18 protein-coding genes are annotated in these 14,545 nt (G+C 75.3%); 7 read left to right on the top strand and 11 right to left on the bottom strand.

What is annotated here, in order from left to right; genetic code table 11:
• The first annotated feature begins 383 nt into the window (after nucleotides 1-383).
• Nucleotides 384-821 carry a hypothetical protein gene (locus ACFV1L_RS10715; RefSeq protein WP_380364875.1) on the top strand — a complete coding sequence of 146 codons (438 nt, stop codon included), beginning with the start codon at nucleotides 384-386 and terminating at the stop codon, nucleotides 819-821.
• Complete coding sequence (locus ACFV1L_RS10710) at nucleotides 818-1,150, top strand: PRC-barrel domain-containing protein (RefSeq protein WP_380364874.1); 333 nt, start codon at nucleotides 818-820, stop codon at nucleotides 1,148-1,150. Before ACFV1L_RS10715 ends, ACFV1L_RS10710 begins: the two co-directional genes overlap by 4 nt.
• Before the next feature lie 14 nt (nucleotides 1,151-1,164).
• Here the strand turns inward: ACFV1L_RS10710 and ACFV1L_RS10705 are convergent, their stop codons facing one another.
• Both ACFV1L_RS10705 and ACFV1L_RS10700 read right to left on the bottom strand, forming a co-directional pair.
• Entirely contained in the window at nucleotides 1,165-1,467 is a 303-nt protein-coding gene (locus ACFV1L_RS10705; protein WP_380364873.1) for a DUF3040 domain-containing protein, read from the bottom strand.
• Between the two features lie 128 nt (nucleotides 1,468-1,595).
• Nucleotides 1,596-2,618 carry an ArsR/SmtB family transcription factor gene (locus ACFV1L_RS10700; protein WP_380364872.1) on the bottom strand — a complete coding sequence of 341 codons (1,023 nt, stop codon included), beginning with the start codon at nucleotides 2,616-2,618 and terminating at the stop codon, nucleotides 1,596-1,598.
• Between the two features lie 243 nt (nucleotides 2,619-2,861).
• On the opposite strand from ACFV1L_RS10700, the gene ACFV1L_RS10695 reads away from it, so the two are divergent.
• The 3 genes from ACFV1L_RS10695 (at nucleotide 2,862) to ACFV1L_RS10685 (ending at nucleotide 5,416) form a co-directional block, all read left to right on the top strand.
• A complete protein-coding gene (locus ACFV1L_RS10695; protein ID WP_380364871.1) occupies nucleotides 2,862-3,134 on the top strand; it encodes a hypothetical protein in 273 nt (90 codons plus the stop codon).
• A gap of 567 nt (nucleotides 3,135-3,701) precedes the next feature.
• Nucleotides 3,702-4,787, top strand: coding sequence for an S-(hydroxymethyl)mycothiol dehydrogenase (locus ACFV1L_RS10690; RefSeq protein WP_380364870.1), 1,086 nt, complete (start codon nucleotides 3,702-3,704; stop codon nucleotides 4,785-4,787).
• A complete protein-coding gene (locus ACFV1L_RS10685; RefSeq protein WP_380364869.1) occupies nucleotides 4,787-5,416 on the top strand; it encodes an MBL fold metallo-hydrolase in 630 nt (209 codons plus the stop codon). Before ACFV1L_RS10690 ends, ACFV1L_RS10685 begins: the two co-directional genes overlap by 1 nt.
• Before the next feature lie 7 nt (nucleotides 5,417-5,423).
• Here the strand turns inward: ACFV1L_RS10685 and ACFV1L_RS10680 are convergent, their stop codons facing one another.
• The 8 genes from ACFV1L_RS10680 to ACFV1L_RS10645 form a co-directional block, all read right to left on the bottom strand.
• Complete coding sequence (locus ACFV1L_RS10680; protein WP_380364868.1) at nucleotides 5,424-6,047, bottom strand: AAA family ATPase; 624 nt, start codon at nucleotides 6,045-6,047, stop codon at nucleotides 5,424-5,426.
• A 73-nt stretch (nucleotides 6,048-6,120) separates the two neighbouring features.
• Entirely contained in the window at nucleotides 6,121-6,318 is a 198-nt protein-coding gene (locus ACFV1L_RS10675) for a ferredoxin (protein ID WP_380364867.1), read from the bottom strand.
• A 47-nt stretch (nucleotides 6,319-6,365) separates the two neighbouring features.
• Nucleotides 6,366-7,568: a cytochrome P450 gene (locus ACFV1L_RS10670; protein ID WP_380364866.1), complete on the bottom strand. Its 1,203-nt coding sequence runs from the start codon at nucleotides 7,566-7,568 to the stop codon at nucleotides 6,366-6,368.
• Between the two features lie 281 nt (nucleotides 7,569-7,849).
• On the bottom strand, nucleotides 7,850-8,224 hold the full coding sequence (crcB, locus tag ACFV1L_RS10665) for a fluoride efflux transporter CrcB (RefSeq protein ID WP_380364865.1): 375 nt from the start codon (nucleotides 8,222-8,224) through the stop codon (nucleotides 7,850-7,852).
• A complete protein-coding gene (locus ACFV1L_RS10660; RefSeq protein WP_380364864.1) occupies nucleotides 8,221-8,571 on the bottom strand; it encodes a DUF190 domain-containing protein in 351 nt (116 codons plus the stop codon). Before ACFV1L_RS10660 ends, crcB (ACFV1L_RS10665) begins: the two co-directional genes overlap by 4 nt.
• Complete coding sequence (crcB, locus tag ACFV1L_RS10655; protein ID WP_380364863.1) at nucleotides 8,568-9,047, bottom strand: fluoride efflux transporter CrcB; 480 nt, start codon at nucleotides 9,045-9,047, stop codon at nucleotides 8,568-8,570. The genes ACFV1L_RS10660 and crcB (ACFV1L_RS10655) overlap by 4 nt, the downstream gene beginning before the upstream one ends.
• A 223-nt stretch (nucleotides 9,048-9,270) precedes the next feature.
• Complete coding sequence (locus ACFV1L_RS10650; RefSeq protein ID WP_380364862.1) at nucleotides 9,271-9,639, bottom strand: ArsR/SmtB family transcription factor; 369 nt, start codon at nucleotides 9,637-9,639, stop codon at nucleotides 9,271-9,273.
• 94 nt (nucleotides 9,640-9,733) lie between these two features.
• Nucleotides 9,734-11,329: a M4 family metallopeptidase gene (locus tag ACFV1L_RS10645; protein ID WP_380364861.1), complete on the bottom strand. Its 1,596-nt coding sequence runs from the start codon at nucleotides 11,327-11,329 to the stop codon at nucleotides 9,734-9,736.
• 233 nt (nucleotides 11,330-11,562) lie between these two features.
• Here ACFV1L_RS10645 and ACFV1L_RS10640 point away from each other — a divergent pair, with 233 nt between their 5' ends.
• Both ACFV1L_RS10640 and ACFV1L_RS10635 read left to right on the top strand, forming a co-directional pair.
• Entirely contained in the window at nucleotides 11,563-12,081 is a 519-nt protein-coding gene (locus ACFV1L_RS10640) for a pyridoxamine 5'-phosphate oxidase family protein (RefSeq protein WP_380364860.1), read from the top strand.
• Nucleotides 12,054-12,710, top strand: coding sequence for a CBS domain-containing protein (locus ACFV1L_RS10635; RefSeq protein WP_380364859.1), 657 nt, complete (start codon nucleotides 12,054-12,056; stop codon nucleotides 12,708-12,710). Before ACFV1L_RS10640 ends, ACFV1L_RS10635 begins: the two co-directional genes overlap by 28 nt.
• Nucleotides 12,711-12,729: 19 nt before the next feature.
• Here ACFV1L_RS10635 and ACFV1L_RS10630 read toward each other — a convergent pair whose 3' ends face one another.
• Entirely contained in the window at nucleotides 12,730-14,424 is a 1,695-nt protein-coding gene (locus ACFV1L_RS10630; RefSeq protein WP_380364858.1) for a VWA domain-containing protein, read from the bottom strand.
• Nucleotides 14,425-14,545: the final 121 nt, after the last annotated feature.

Here is a 14,545-nt window from a genome sequence, read left to right as displayed (position 1 = left end):
GGGCGAGGCGGCCAGGGGTGACGGGCCGTCAGCGGCGCGCGGCACGCCGGGTGGCGGCGGACGCGGCGCGGCCGGGGTCGGCGGCGGGCGGCCCCGCGTCGGTGCACCGGGCCGGCGGGCGGCGGGCACGCAGGCGCTGCGATCTCCTCTCGTCCGTGGCCGGGGAGTGCCGCACGGGCCCGCACGCGCGGGACAGGAGGTGACGGGGGGTGCGCCCGTGCGCCGGTGGCCGCCGCGGCAGGTCGGGCACGACCTGTTCCGACGGCTGGCGGGGCGTCACCTGACGGCTCCTCGGCTCGCGGGCGGTGAAGCGGGCGGATCGGGGCATACGGGTGCCGGGCCGGGTGAGGAGCGGCCCGGGTCGAGCGAGGAGGCGGTCCGCCGTGACGGTTGTGCTGTGTCTGGGTGTGCTGGTCGGCTACGCGCTGGGCGCGTTCCTGACGGCCCGTTCGGTGTTCCGGCGCTGCCGGGCCGCGTACTTGGCGGGCCGCACCGGCTCCGGCGGCGCGCACACCGTGGGCGCGTTCGAACGGCAGGAGCGCCAGCAGGCCGAGGCCGTCGCGCTGAGTGCGGGCGCGCTGTGGCCGGCCGCTGTGCCGCTCCTGCTGCTGCGCCGGGCGGTCGCCGCCCTGGTGCTGGCCCGCCCGGACGGGCGGGTCCGCCCGGAGCCGGGCGAGGTCGCGGAACGGATCGACGACCTCGAACGCGCCCTGGGGGTGGGCCGGTACGCCGCTCCCCCGCGCACCGTCCCGACGCGCATGCCGGGCCGCGACGGGGGCAGGCGGGCCACGGAACTCCCTACCACGAGGAGGACGTCGTGAGCATCGAGCAGGAGCGCAACGTCGCCGGCGCGGACCTGACGGGCTATCGGGTGGAGGCCGAGGACGGGCGGATCGGCAAGGTCGACCGGCACACCGCGGAGGTCGACCCCTCGCACCTGGTGGTCGACACCGGCCCGTGGATCTTCGGCCGCGAGGTGCTGATCCCGTCCGGCACCGTCCGGCGGATCGACCCGGACCACCGGACGGTGTGGGTGAACCGCACCAGGCAGGAGATCAGGAACGCGCCGGTCTTCCACACCGGCCGGCACACCGCCGGCCTCGACCAGACCCACCGGGGCGGCGGCGGCCCGCTCGGCGACACGTTCTGAGGCCGGGCGCTCCCTCAGGCCGCGTGCAGGGCGGCCAGCCGGGCCAGGGCCAGACCGCACAGCAGCGCCGACACCCCGGCCACCGGCAGCGCCACTCCCGGGGCCGGACCGCCGGCGCCCGCCCACAGCGAGCCCGCCGCGGTGAGCACGCTCAGCACGGCGATCACCGCGGCGAGCAGCCGGGGCCGGTGGGCGAGCCGGGTGGCGGGGCCGGGGGCGCGGGCGAGCCGGCGGTCGAGCGCGGGCTCCTCCTGGCGCAGATGGCGTTCGATGTCCGCGAGGAGGCTCTGCTCCCGGGCGGTCAGTCGGCTGCTCATGAGGTTCGCCGCCTTCTTCGAACGGGGTCGTCACGGGTACGCCCCCGCGTCTGCCCGCTCGGGGCCGTCCGAAAAGGCGGCCCCTCGGATGCCGACGCCCCGGATCCGGGAGGGCGCGGAGCGGGCGGTCAGGCCGGGAAGTGGTGGCCGTTGAGCATCGCGTCACCGAGCGGGGCGAGCGTGTGCAGGACGGCGCTGCCGCGTCGGGTGGTGGTGATCAGGCCGGCCCGGCGCAGTACCGCGGCCTGCTCGCTCGCGGTGGGCTGGGACGCGCGGATGCGTTCGGCCAACTGCCCCGTGGTGCACGGACCGTCGCCGACGGCGTGCAGGGTGCGGGCCCGGGTGCGCCCCAGCAGCGCGGACAGGGCGCTGTCGATCCCCTGGCGGGACGTCGTCAGCAGGGCGGCGGCGTCGGTGAGGCGGCGCACGACGGGGAGGAAGAGCAGGACGGGCGCCTGCTCGTCGAGGGCGTCCGTGTAGGTGCCCGGCCTGGTCTGGCAGAACGCCGACGGGACGAGGAGCAGGCCCCGGCCCTTCAGCTCGACGGTGCCCGCGAGAGCGCCCCTGCCGATCTCCAGCACCGGCGGCTTCCACCGGAACTCCGGCGCGAGTCCGGCGAGCATCGCCTCCGGCCCGTCCTGGGCGAGCCTGAGCGCGTGCCTGGTCTGTTCGGCCCGCAGGCGGGACGTGATCCGCTGCCAGTGCGGGGCCACGGCGGTGCCGTGGACGTCGCGGAGGAACCCCAGCAACTCCTCGCGGTCCGCCCGGTCGTGTGCGACGTCGCCCCACGCCAGGCCCGGCCAGGGAGCGGTGCGGCGCGAGTAGCGGGCCCGGGCCTCGGCGGCCCCTTCGAGTTCGGCGCGCAGGAGGTCCGCCGGTGCGGCCCGCAGCGCCTCGATCCCCTCCTCGAAGGACGGCGCGGCGCCGGTGACGGTGAACAGGTCGACGATGGTCTCCCGGAAGAGGGACGAGGCCGCACGGGCCGAGACCGGCGCGCGGGTGCGGGCGTCCTGCCGCCATCCGTCGAACATCGCCCTGCCGTGCGGCTGTTGAAGGGTCGTCGCCGCGTGGAGGGTCTCCGCCAGCGGGCCCCAGGTGGCCGCTATCCGGGTCCGGGCGAGGTCCTGCGGGGTGAACGTGATGCGCAACACGTGAAGGTCTCCCGGGTTCCGTCCGGCTGCCCACCTTTCCGGCGCCCATCGTCCCGGTGGTGCCGGAATGCTTCAAGTGGGCCTCACCTGAGGTGTTTCGGCGGCGGCCGAAAGGACTGGGAGCATGTCCCTGTCACCGCCAGGATGGTTCTCGAGGGCGGCGGGGCCGGGGTCCGCGGGAGACAGCGGGATCCCGGCCCCGCAGGCCGCCCGATCCGAGTCACCCCACCCATGGAGGCGTTCATGCGTATTCGTCACGCTCTCGCGGCCACCGCTGTCGGTGCCGCGCTCGCGCTGGGCACCGCGGCCGCACCGGCCCTGGCGGCCGCGCCCGCCCCGGTCTCGTCGGGGGCCACCGTCCAGGCCGTGTACACCTGGCAGCACACCGGCGAGTACTTCCGGGCCAAGCCGACCTGCGACGACCGTGCCGGGTTCTTCCTGGCGGCGTCCAACGTGAAGGACTACAAGTGCGTCAGCGAGGGCGGCCTCTGGGCCGGCATGGTCTACGCCAGCTGATCGAGCACCGGACGCGTCCGGTGGCGCCGGGCCCGCCACCGGGCGCCGGCCGGAGAGCGGGGGCTCCGTGTCCTTCTCGCCCGGGACGGGGGAGGGACGAGAAGGCACGGACTGCCGCGGCTCCGCCCGCCGCCGAGCTCGGCCCCGTGCGGGGTCCGCCGGCCGCCGCTCACCGGCGGACCCCGGCCGGGCCCGGCGCCCGGGCAACTCCCCCGGGGCCGGGCCGGGTTCGCCGGGGGAAGCGCGCGGCGGCGCGGTCGCCGCGCCGGGCGGGGGACTTCGGGGGCGCCGCCGCGCACCGGCCGGCGGGTCCCCCGCCCTCCGTGGGGCGGCGCCGCCCGTGGCCGCCCCGCGGTCCCGAATCGGCCTGCCGTACCTGACGAGCCGCCGGCTGCCGCTCGCGGTGGGTACGCTGCTGGCAGGTCCGGGGGCAGGAAAGTGGCTCTGTGCTGCGGGAACGTCCGCGGACCGGCGTGTGCCGACGGGCCGTCAGGTCCGCGCGTCGCACGGGTCCGGGCACCGGCGCGTCCGCGTCCGGGTGCCACCGGTTCGGAGAAGGGTTTCGTGATGGCTCAGGTTGTGCGGGGTGTGATCGCGCGGGCGAAGGGCGCACCGGTCGAGGTGGTGCCGGTGGTGGTGCCCGATCCGGGGCCGGGCGAGGCGGTGGTGCGGGTGCAGGCGTGCGGGGTGTGCCACACGGACCTGCACTACCGGGAGGGCGGGATCAACGACGAGTTCCCGTTCCTGCTGGGGCACGAGGCGGCGGGCGTGGTGGAGTCCGTCGGCGAGGGCGTCGACAATGTCGTGCCCGGTGATTTCGTGATCCTGAACTGGCGTGCGGTGTGCGGCCGTTGCCGGGCGTGCCGGCGCGGCCGGCCGCAGTACTGCTTCGCCACCCACAACGCGAAGCAGAGGATGACGCTGGAGGACGGCACCGAGCTGTCGCCGGCCCTGGGCATCGGCGCGTTCGCCGAGAAGACCCTGGTCGCGGCGGGCCAGTGCACCAAGGTCGACCCGGCTGCCTCGCCGGCCGCGGCGGGCCTGCTGGGCTGCGGCGTGATGGCGGGCCTGGGCGCGGCGATCAACACCGGCGGGGTGGGCCGCGGCGACAGCGTCGCGGTGATCGGCTGCGGCGGTGTCGGCAACGCCGCCGTGATGGGCGCCCGGCTGGCCGGCGCGTCGAAGATCGTCGCGGTGGACGTGGACGACCGCAAGCTGGTGACGGCCCGGGGCCTGGGCGCGACCCACACCGTCAACTCCCGGGAGACCGACCCGGTGGAGGCGATCCGGGAGCTGACCGGCGGCAACGGCGCGGACGTGGTGATCGACGCCGTGGGCCGCCCGGAGACGTACAAGCAGGCGTTCTACGCCCGCGACCTGGCGGGCACCGTGGTCCTGGTGGGCGTGCCCACGCCGGAGATGACCCTGGAGCTGCCGCTGCTGGACGTGTTCGGCCGCGGCGGCGCGCTGAAGTCGTCCTGGTACGGCGACTGCCTGCCGGAGCGGGACTTCCCGATGCTGATCGACCTGTACCTGCAGGGCCGGCTCGACCTGGACGCGTTCGTCAGCGAGACCATTGCGCTGGACGGCGTCGAGGAGGCGTTCGGCCGGATGCACCGCGGCGAGGTGCTCCGCTCGGTGGTGGTGTTCTGATGGCGGCCCGGGTCGAACAGCTGGTCACCTCGGGCGAGTTCAGCCTGGACGGCGGCACCTGGCAGGTCGACAACAACGTGTGGCTGGTCGGCGACGACCACGAGGTGGTGGTGATCGACGCCGCGCACGACGCGGACGCGATCGCCGCCGCGGTGGCGGGGCGGACGCTGCTGGCGATCGTCTCCACCCACGCGCACAACGACCACATCGACGCCGCACCGGAGTTGGCCGCCCGCACCGGCGCGCCGATCCTGCTGCACCCGGCGGACGAGGTGCTGTGGCGGCAGACCCACCCGGACCGCGAGCCGGACGCGGAGCTCGCCGACGGCCAGCAGCTGACCGTGGCGGGCACGGTGCTGACGGTGCTGCACACGCCGGGCCACAGCCCGGGCGCGGTCAGCCTGTACGCGCCGGAGCTGGGCACCGTGTTCACCGGCGACACCCTGTTCGCGGGCGGGCCGGGCGCCACCGGGCGGTCGTTCTCCGACTTCCCGACCATCGTCGAGTCGATCCGCGAGCGGCTGCTGTCGCTGCCGGGCGAGACGGTGGTGCGCACCGGCCACGGCGATGCGACGACGGTCGGCGCGGAGGCCCCGCACCTGGAGGAGTGGATCGCCCGCGGCCACTGACGTCCCGTCAGCCGCCCGCCGCCCCGGACCCGCCGTCCGGGGCGGCGAAGCGGACGGCGGCCAGCCGCTCCCGCGAGGCCTCGTCGGCGAGCAGCACGGACGCCGTGCCGGGGAACGCCGCCCGCCCCGCGCGGTCGACGGCCGCCAGCAGCGCGGCCAGCCCGCGGACGTGGCGGCGGAAGGTGCGCGGGGCGGCGGTGCGGCCCCGGGCGTGCTGCCCGGACAGCGCCTCCTCGGGCCGGACCGCCAGCAGCACCACGTGCAGTTCGCGCCCGTTGCGGCGGGCCCAGTGCGCGAGGGCGCGGCGCATCCAGCGGCGGGTGCCGCAGTCGTGGACGAGGAGCGGCCCGGGGCGGCGCAGCGCGGCGCGGATGCGCAGCAGGTGCAGGGTGCGCACGACGGGCCGGTAGACGGGGTAGGGGACGCGCGCGGGCATCGCGGCCCGGGCGGCGAGGCGGCTGGCGCGCGGGTCGAGGACGGGGGCGCGGCCGTCCCAGCGGTGCAGCAGGGTGCTCTTGCCGCTGCCGGGCAGTCCGGCCACCACCACGGCGGCGTCCGGTGCGTAGCGGAGCGTCAGCGGCGGGCCGTCCTGCCCGCGCAGGTCGTGCAGGCCGCGCGGGGCGAGTTCCACGGGTTCCCCTCGGTGCGTCGAACCGTCCCGCCCGTGGTCGGGCGGGACGGTTCGGCAGCCTAGCGGGGGCGGTTCAGTCCTCGGTGAGGCGGATCGCTCCGGCCGGGCAGGCGGCGACGGCGTCCTCGACGGCGGAGCGCAGTTCGGCGGGCGGGCGGGCGTCGAGCAGCAGGACCACGCCGTCCTCCTCGCGCTGGTCGAACACCTCGGGGGCGTTCCTGACGCACTGTCCGGCGCCGCAGCAGCGGTCCTGGTCGACGGTGAGGGTCACGGTTCCTTCTTCCACGGGGGCGCCGGTTCGGGTCGGCGGGGCGGCGGTCACCAGGCGACCTGGAGTTCGTGGACGCCGTAGATCAGCATGTCGTCGCGGAACGGGACGTCCTCGAACGGCACGGCGAGGCGGAGGTCGGGCAGGCGGCGGAGCAGGGTCTCCAGGGCGATCTCGAGTTCGAGCCGGGCGAGCGGCTGGCCGAGGCACTGGTGGACGCCGAAGCCGAACGCGAGGTGCTGGCGGGTGTCGCGGGTGAGGTCGAGGGTGTCGGCGCCGGGGTAGCGCTCCTCGTCCCAGTTGGCGGTGTTGATCTGGAGGATGACGCCCTCGCCGGCCCGGATCGTGGTGCCGCCGATCTCGGCGTCGGCGACGGCGACCCGGACCAGGCCGGTCTGCACGATGGAGAGGTAGCGCAGGAGTTCCTCGACCGCGGCGGGCATGGTTTCGGGGTGGGCGCGCAGGTGGGCGAGTTGCGCGGGGTTGCGCAGCAGGGCGAGCACGGACAGCGCGGTCATGTTGGCGGTGGTCTCGTGTCCGGCGATCAGCAGCAGCCGGCCCATCGCGCCGATGTCCTCGATGTCGAGTTCGCCGCGGGCGACCAGGCGGCTGAGGATGCCGTCGTCGGGCTTGTCGGCCTTGGACGCGGTCAGCGTGTCGAGGTACTCGGTGAGCCGGCGGTTGGCCTCGACGACGGCCTCGGTGGTGGACCCGCGGTGCAGCAGGGTGCGGCTGCACTCCTGGAAGAAGTCGTGGTCCTCGTAGGGGACGCCGAGCAGCAGGCAGATCACCAGGGACGGCAGCGGCAGCGCGAACTCGGAGACCAGGTCGGCCTGTTCGCGGCCGTCGGTCATCCGGTCGATCAGGTCCTCGGTGATCCGCTGGATCTCGGGCCGCAGGGTGGCGGTCCTGCGCATGGTGAAGTCACCGGTGAGCATGCGGCGCAGTCGGCCGTGCTCGGGGTCGTCGAGCCGGATGAAGGTGGGTTTGAGGGTGACGAACTGTCGGGCGGCTTCGGTGAGGAACGGGAAGCCGGGGTTGGCGGGGTCGGAGCTGAACCGGTTGTCGGCGAGGATCGCGCGGACGTCCTCGTGCCGGGTGACCAGCCAGGCCGGGTTGCCGTCGTACAGGGCGATGCGGCTGATCGGTTCTTCGCGCCGGGCCTGCTGGTAGGCGGGCGGCGGGGCGAACGGGCAGCTCCCGCGCGGGGCGGGGTGGTTGCTGGTGGGGGAGGTTTCGGCGACGGTGGCCATCTGGTGCTCCCTTCCCGGAGCTGGGCCGGCGGTGGCGTCGGCGGTGGGCCTGCGACTGCGCGACCCGGGCAGTTGAGTGCCTCGGGCAACTAACTCAGGGTCACGCTAACTCGCGGTCCGTGGCCACGGGAAGATGATCCGGCCCCGGGTCGGGATTCTGTCCGGATCACGGCGGTGCGGGCACGTCCCATCGGACGGCGGCGACCCCGCCCACCTGCCGGGTCCGCCTCCGGCACCGCCGCCGGATCATCCTTGCGGCCGATCCGGTTCGGGCCACGGCCTCACACCCACAGCGCCTGGGCGACCGCCCAGCCGGTGAACGCGGACCCGAGCCCGGCGACCACGCTGCCCGCCGCGTTCATCACGGCGTACAGCCCGGCCCCGCTCTCGGCCAGCCGCAGCGTCTCGTAGGAGAACGTGGAGTACGTGGTCAGCGCCCCGCAGAAGCCGGTGCCGAGCAGCAGTTGGAGCTGCGAGGAGGCGGCCCCGGCGGCGACCGCGCCGGTCAGCAGGCCGAGCACCAGCGAGCCGGACACGTTGACGGCGAAGGTCCCCCACGGGAAGACGGTGTCGTGCCGGGCCTGCACGGCCCGGTCGGTCAGGTAGCGCAGCGGTGCGCCGACCGCCGCGCCGAGGATCACCAGCAGCCAGTTCACCGCGCCTCCCCGGGGCCGTCGGCGGGCCGCAGCACCTCGCACGCGTCCAGCGTCACCAGGCAGCGCTCCAGCAGCTCGTCCAGCTGCGGCAGGAAGGAGCGGATCCGCTCCTCGCGGTCCACCACCACGACCGCCACCGGCATGTCGTCGCCGACCGACAGCAGCCGGGAGGTGTGCACCAGGGCGGAGCCGCCGAAGCCCTCGATGCCGCGGAACACGCTCGCCCCGGCCAGCCGGGCGGCGTGCGCGCGGTGCACGATCTCGGCGTACAGCGGGCGGTGGTGCCAGCGCTCGTCCTCGCCGACCAGCACCGTCATCCGCAGCGCCCGTTCCAGGCGTCCGGTCATCGCGTCCTCCGTCCGATCACCAGGCGGGCGGCGGTCGCGCCGGCCCAGACCGCGGCCATCGCGGCGAGCAGGGTGGCGGCCAGGTAGCCGAGGGCCGCCGCGGCGCGGCCGGCCACCATCAGCCGCTGGACGTCGACCGCGTAGGTGGAGAAGGTGGTGAAGCCGCCGAGCACGCCGGTGCCGAAGAACGGCCGGACCAGCCGGTGGGCGCGCCAGACCTCGGTGAGCACCGTCATGAACACCCCGATGACCGCGCAGCCCGCCACGTTGATCAGCAGCGTCGGCCAGGGGAAGCCGTCCGCCGGCAGCGGGTGGGCCAGGGCGATCGCGTACCGGGCGCACGCGCCGAGCACGCCGCCGAGGGCCACCACGGCGATCACGGACGCCAGTTCGCGGTCCGGACCGCGCCGCACCGGGCGCGGGTCGAGGTCGGGGTCGACGGGGTCGACCGCCGTCGACGGCTGCGGGCTCTCCACGGGTACACGTCTCCTACTCGCACGGCGCCCGACGGTTCCGGGCGCGCCACTGTACAAGCAGGGACCGTTGGCGGCCGGCTGCGCCGCGGTTCGGGTCCGGCGGGCCCCACCGCCGGTCGCACGGCTCCACTCTACCGGCCGGTCGGACCGTCCCCGCGCCGGGACGGCGGTCCGCGTGTCCGCCGGGGCGGCTCCCCGGCCGCCGGCGGGAGGTGACGGGCGGTCAGCCGCGCTCGGCGGCCCGCAGGTCGGCGAGCAGGCCGGCCTGGTCGGTGATCAGCGAGCCGAGGATGGCGCGGGCCACCCGCAGCAGGTCGGCGACCTCGCCGCTGGCGAGCGTGTACACCACGGTGGAGCCCTCGCGGCGGGCGTGCACCAGCCTGGCCCGCCGCAGCACCGCCAACTGCTGGGACAGATTGGCGGGTTCGACGCCGACCTCGGGCAGCATCTCGGCGACGGCGTGGTCCCGGGTGCTGAGCAGTTCCAGCACCCGGATCCGCACCGGGTGTCCGAGCGTCTTGAAGAACTCCGCCTTCAACTGGTAGAGCGGCACGCTGGCCACCGGCGGCGCCTGCGGGTTCTCGGAGTTCACGCGCTCGTCACCGTCTCGTTCGGGCACGGGGGCAGGTCGTCGCTCATCGCCCCAGGATATCGGCCCCGGGGCGGTGAGCCGTACGTCCGTGCGGTCAGGCGACGCTGACGGCGCTCCACGCGGCGGCGATCGCCGCGTACTCGGCGGAGCTCGCGCCGTACAGGTCGCGGGCGGCGTTCAGGGTGGCGGTGCGGGCCCCGGAGTAGGTGGTGGTGGAGGTCATGTAGACGCTCAGCGCCCGGTACCAGACGGCCGCGACCTTCTGGTTGCCGATGCCGGTGACGGTGGAGCCGTTGCAGGTCGGGCTGTTGTAGGCGGTGCCGTTGACGGTCTTGGCGCCGCTGCCCTCGCTGGCCAGGTAGAAGAAGTGGTTGGCGACGCCCGAGGAGTAGTGGACGTCCAGCTTGCCGACGCTCTTGCTCCAGCAGTCGGCCGAGCGGCCGTCCAGCGACGGCTTGTCGAAGCGGCGCAGCCACGGCGGGGTGGACTGGTCGCTGAACAGGTAGTCGGGGGTGTCCACCGCGTTGTTGGCGTACCACTCGACCATGGTGCCGAGGATGTCGCTGGTGGCCTCGTTGAGGCCGCCGGACTCGCCGCTGTAGCGGAGGTTGGCGGTGGCGCTGGTGACGCCGTGGGTCATCTCGTGGCCCATGGTGTCGAGGTCGACCTGCTCGGGGTCGGTGGTGCCGTTGCCGTCGCCGGTCATCATGCAGAAGCAGGCGTCGGACCACTGGGCGTTGTCCCAGTCGGTGCCGACGTGCACGAAGACGGTGGCGCCCTTGCCGTCGTTCTTGATGCCGTTCCGGCCGAAGGTGTTCTTGTAGTAGTCGTACGTCCAGGCGGTGTTGGCGTGGGCGTCGACGGCCGCGGTGGCGCGGTCGGTGGAGAACTTCCGGCCGTCGCCCCACACGTTGTCGGCGTCGGTGTACAGCGTGCCGGAGCTCGCCTTGACGCTGCTGGAGGACAGGTTGTGCGCGTCCTTGGTGGTGTGGCCGCGGACCGGGTCGATCAGCGCGTAGCTGCCGTCGGCCTGCTGGGTGGTGTCGATCCGGACGTCGCCGGTGTACTCGGAGTGGCCGGTGCCGGCGGCGGACCGCTCGGAGTCCCAACTCTCGATCGCCTCGCCGGTGGTGGCGTCGGTGACCACGACCCGGCCGGCCGGCTGGCCCTGCTTGCCCTCGCCGCTGACGGTGGTCTGCCAGGCGAGGCGGGCGGTGCCGTCGGCCGCCCAGACGACCAGTTCGGGGGTGGCGGTGGCGCCGGTGATGCCGGGGGCCTGGCCGAGCGCGGCGGCCGCGCCGTGCTGGGCGGGGACGGCGGGCACCACGGTCTTCACCGCCGGGTCGTGGCCCTTGGCGCGGGAGCTGTCGGTGAGCTTGCCGCGGGCGTCCTGGTGGACCACCAGGTCGCCGCCGACCACCGGCAGCCCGAGGTAAGTGCGGTCGAAGCGGACGTGCTGGGCGCCGTCCTTGTCGATGATGACGTCCTTGACCGTCAGGCCCTGGCCGGGGCCGAAGCCGAACAGGTCCGCGTGGTGGGAGACGTTCGCCTCCGCCCGGGCTATCGCGGCGTCGCGGCCCGGGGCGGCGGCGGCGGTGTCGTACTGCACGGCGGCGACGAGCAGCGCGGCGCTCGCCGCGAGGGCGCCGGCGGTGAGGGTGCGGCGGCGCGCGGAGGAGGAGGGGCTCACTCGTGACTCCAGTCGGGTAGCAGGGAGCTGGCCGACCGACAGCCTGTCGGTGAACACACAAACAGTTCTATGAACAGTTAATGACCGTGACCTGTTCGTATCCTGCGCGGCCCGCACGCGCCTTCCCCGGGTCCTTCCGGGAAGGACCCGGGCCGTTTCCGGGGCCCCTCGACCGGTCCGGGAACGACCAACGGCCCTCCCGCCGCGCGGGCGGGACCGCGCAGGATCGTTCCATGACCCGTGAACCCGCCGTTCCCCCCGATGCGGTCTCCCTCGACCCCGTCCAGTGCCTGCGCCTGATGGCCCGTCACTCCGTGGGCCGGCTGGTGTACACCCGCAACGCCCTGCCCGCCGTCCAGCCCGTCCGCTACCGGCTGGTGGACGGCGGCAGCGTGCTGGTCGACCGGCCCGACGAGGAGCTGCTGCGCGCCGTGGCCGGCTCCGTGGTCGCGTTCCAGGCCGACGAGGTCGACCCGGCCGACGGCAGCGGCTGGACCGTCACCGTGCTCGGCCACGCGGACGCCGTGCCCCCGGGCCCGGCGTCCGGACCGCCCGCGGTGGCCGTCCGGATCCGCCCCGAGTGGGTCTCCGGGCTGCGGCTGCTGCCGGCCCGCCCCGAGCGGCGTGCCGACCGGCCCCGCCGTCCGGGACCTCCGGCCCTCGCGCCGGACGGCGCCCGGTCGGCAGATTGGGAGCACCCCCGGCACCGAGGAGGCGAAGGCCGATGCGGCACTGCACCGTCGGAACGGTGATGACCCGGCAGGTCGTCACCGTCAGCCCCGGAACGGGCTTCCGGGAGATCGTCGCGCTGCTCGCCGAGTACGACATCACCGCCGTGCCGGTGGTCGACGCCGACCACCGGCCGCTCGGCGTGGTCTCCGAGGCGGACCTGCTGCGCACCCAGCTCGCCCAGTACGACCCGGCGTCCCTGCTGCCCGCGCCCGTGCACCTGCGCGGCACCGGCACCACCGCCGCGGACCTGATGACCGCCCCCGCCGTCTGCACCACGCCCGACAGCACGGTGGTCGCCGCCGCCCGCCTGATGTCCCGACGCCGCGTCAAGCGGCTCCCGGTGGTCTCCCCCGCCGACGGCCGCCTGATCGGCACGGTCAGCCGCGGCGACCTGCTGCGGGTCTTCCTCCGCGACGACCACGCGATCCGCCGCGAGATCGTCGAGGACGTGCTCACCGCCCTCGAAGGCGCCAGCCCCTCCCTGATCACCGTCGACGTCAGCCAGGGCGAGGTCACCCTCAGCGGCACCACCGCCCCGCACTGCCCCACCGCGGCCCTGCGCGAGCTCTGCGCCGCCGTGGACGGCGTCGTCTCGGTCACCGACCGCACCACCCGGCCCCTGGCGCCGCTCGCCCCGGCCGGACGCTGAGGCGGCGTCAGGCGCGGCGTCAGGCGCGCAGGATGCCGGCCCGGCGGGCGGCGGTGATCCACTGCGGGAACTCGGACAGCAGGCGGTCGTAGAGCTCCGGGTCGGGCAGCGCGCTGATGTCGTCCACGGAGAAGAAGCCGACGTTGTCGACCCGCCGGCCCGGGAGCCGGTCGAAGTGTTCCAGCACGCCGTAGTTCGAGCGGCCGAGGCCGACGAACTGCCAGAACACCGGCTCCTCGACGGCGGCCCGCAGCTCCGCCTCGATCTCCGCGTTGCGGTAGATGCCGCCGTCGGAGAAGAACAGCACCAGGGTGGGCAGCGGCGACGGGAACGCCCGGACGAAGGCGCGCACCTCGGCGATCACCTTCTGCTCCTCGTTCTGGATGCCGACCGCCTTCATGTCGACCCGCCCGTCCGGCTGCGGGCGGCGGTTGCGGCGGCGGCGCCCGAACAGGCCCATGCTCAGCTCGCCGGCCCGGACGTGCAGGCGCAGCCAGTCCGGCAGTCCCGGCAGGCTCAGGTCGGGCAGCCGGGCCGGGTGGCTGGCGAACGTCCACGCCTGCATGGTGCCGTCGTCGTCCAACTGGGCGGCGACGGCGGCCATCCGCTCCACCACGTCGGCGACCACGCCGCGCGCGTACAGCGCCGACATCGACCCGGACGCGTCCAGCACCAGCAGGATCCGGGCCACCACGCCCTGCGCGCCGTGCTTCTGCAGGCTGACGGCGACCTGCTGCTTGCGCAGCGAGAGCCGCTTGCGCATGTCGACCGGCAGCTGCTCCTCGGCCGCCGCGAGCTCCGGCGTCCGCACCGGCCGCGGCGGCAGGGCCGGCGGCGGGGGCGGGATCGGGGGCGCCATCGGCTGAGTGGCCGTCAGCAGCGGGTCGGGGGCGGGCTTCGGCTTCAGGTGCAGCTCGCGGGTGGGTTCGGGCCCGCGGTCGCGCAGCGGTCCGGGCACCAGCTCGGTCTCGAAGCCGGCCACCGCGGGCGCCGGTGCGGGGGCCGGCGGCGCGGCCGGCGCCGGTGCGGGGGCGGGCTGAGGGGCGGCCGGCCGGCCGCGCACCTTCCCGGTCTCGAAGGCCGGCAGCGGCTCGGGCACCGGCTCCGGCTCCTGGGCGGCGGCCGCGGGCACCGGTTCGACCTCCGGTTCCGGTTCCGGCTCGGGTCCGGTCGGCAGCGCGAAGCCGTACGCGCCGGCCAGGCCGTCCAGGCCGTTGGCCCACCCCTGGGCGACGGCGCGGAACTTCCAGCGGCCGTCGCGGCGGTAGAGCTCGCCGCCGATCAGGGCGGTCTCCCGGCCCGCGTCGATCGCGAAGCGGGCCAGCGGCAGGCCGGTGCGGGCGTCGGACACCACCAGGGTCAGGTCGGGGACCTGGCCGAAGATGCCGTCCTCGTCGATCGCGGCGAGCAGCAGGATGCGCTGCACGGCGGCGTCGCGGACGTCGACCGCCGCGAGGTCGGCCTCGATCCGCTCGACGGACGTCCCGGCGTCGCCGCCGGTGCGGCCGCGGTGCAGGACCGCCCCGGCCCGGTGCGGCGGTCGGTGACGCCGGATCAGGTCGCGGCCGTCGCGGGCCGTCCCGTCGGCGGTCAGCAGCAGTGCGGCGGCGGTGACGTCGGGGACGCCGGGTGCGGCCGTCCAGCTGAGGTCGGCGTGCACGGCGGGCACGTCGATCGGGAGGTTGGTGCCCTTGGCCATAGATCTCGCGGTCACCGCACCAGTTTCGCCCATCGGGGGCATGCGACGCGCCCCCCGGGACGCGGGTTCTGCGGGCGCCGACGGGCCGGGCGCTACCGTGGGGCCGGGACGGTGGGCGAGCCGGGAACGAGGTGGT

Origin of the sequence: Kitasatospora sp. NPDC059646 (assembly GCF_042734615.1) — a bacterium.
Taxonomy (GTDB): domain Bacteria; phylum Actinomycetota; class Actinomycetes; order Streptomycetales; family Streptomycetaceae; genus Kitasatospora.
The sequence above is the reverse complement of the archived record's forward strand: the minus strand, read 5'-3'. Positions and strand labels throughout refer to the sequence as shown.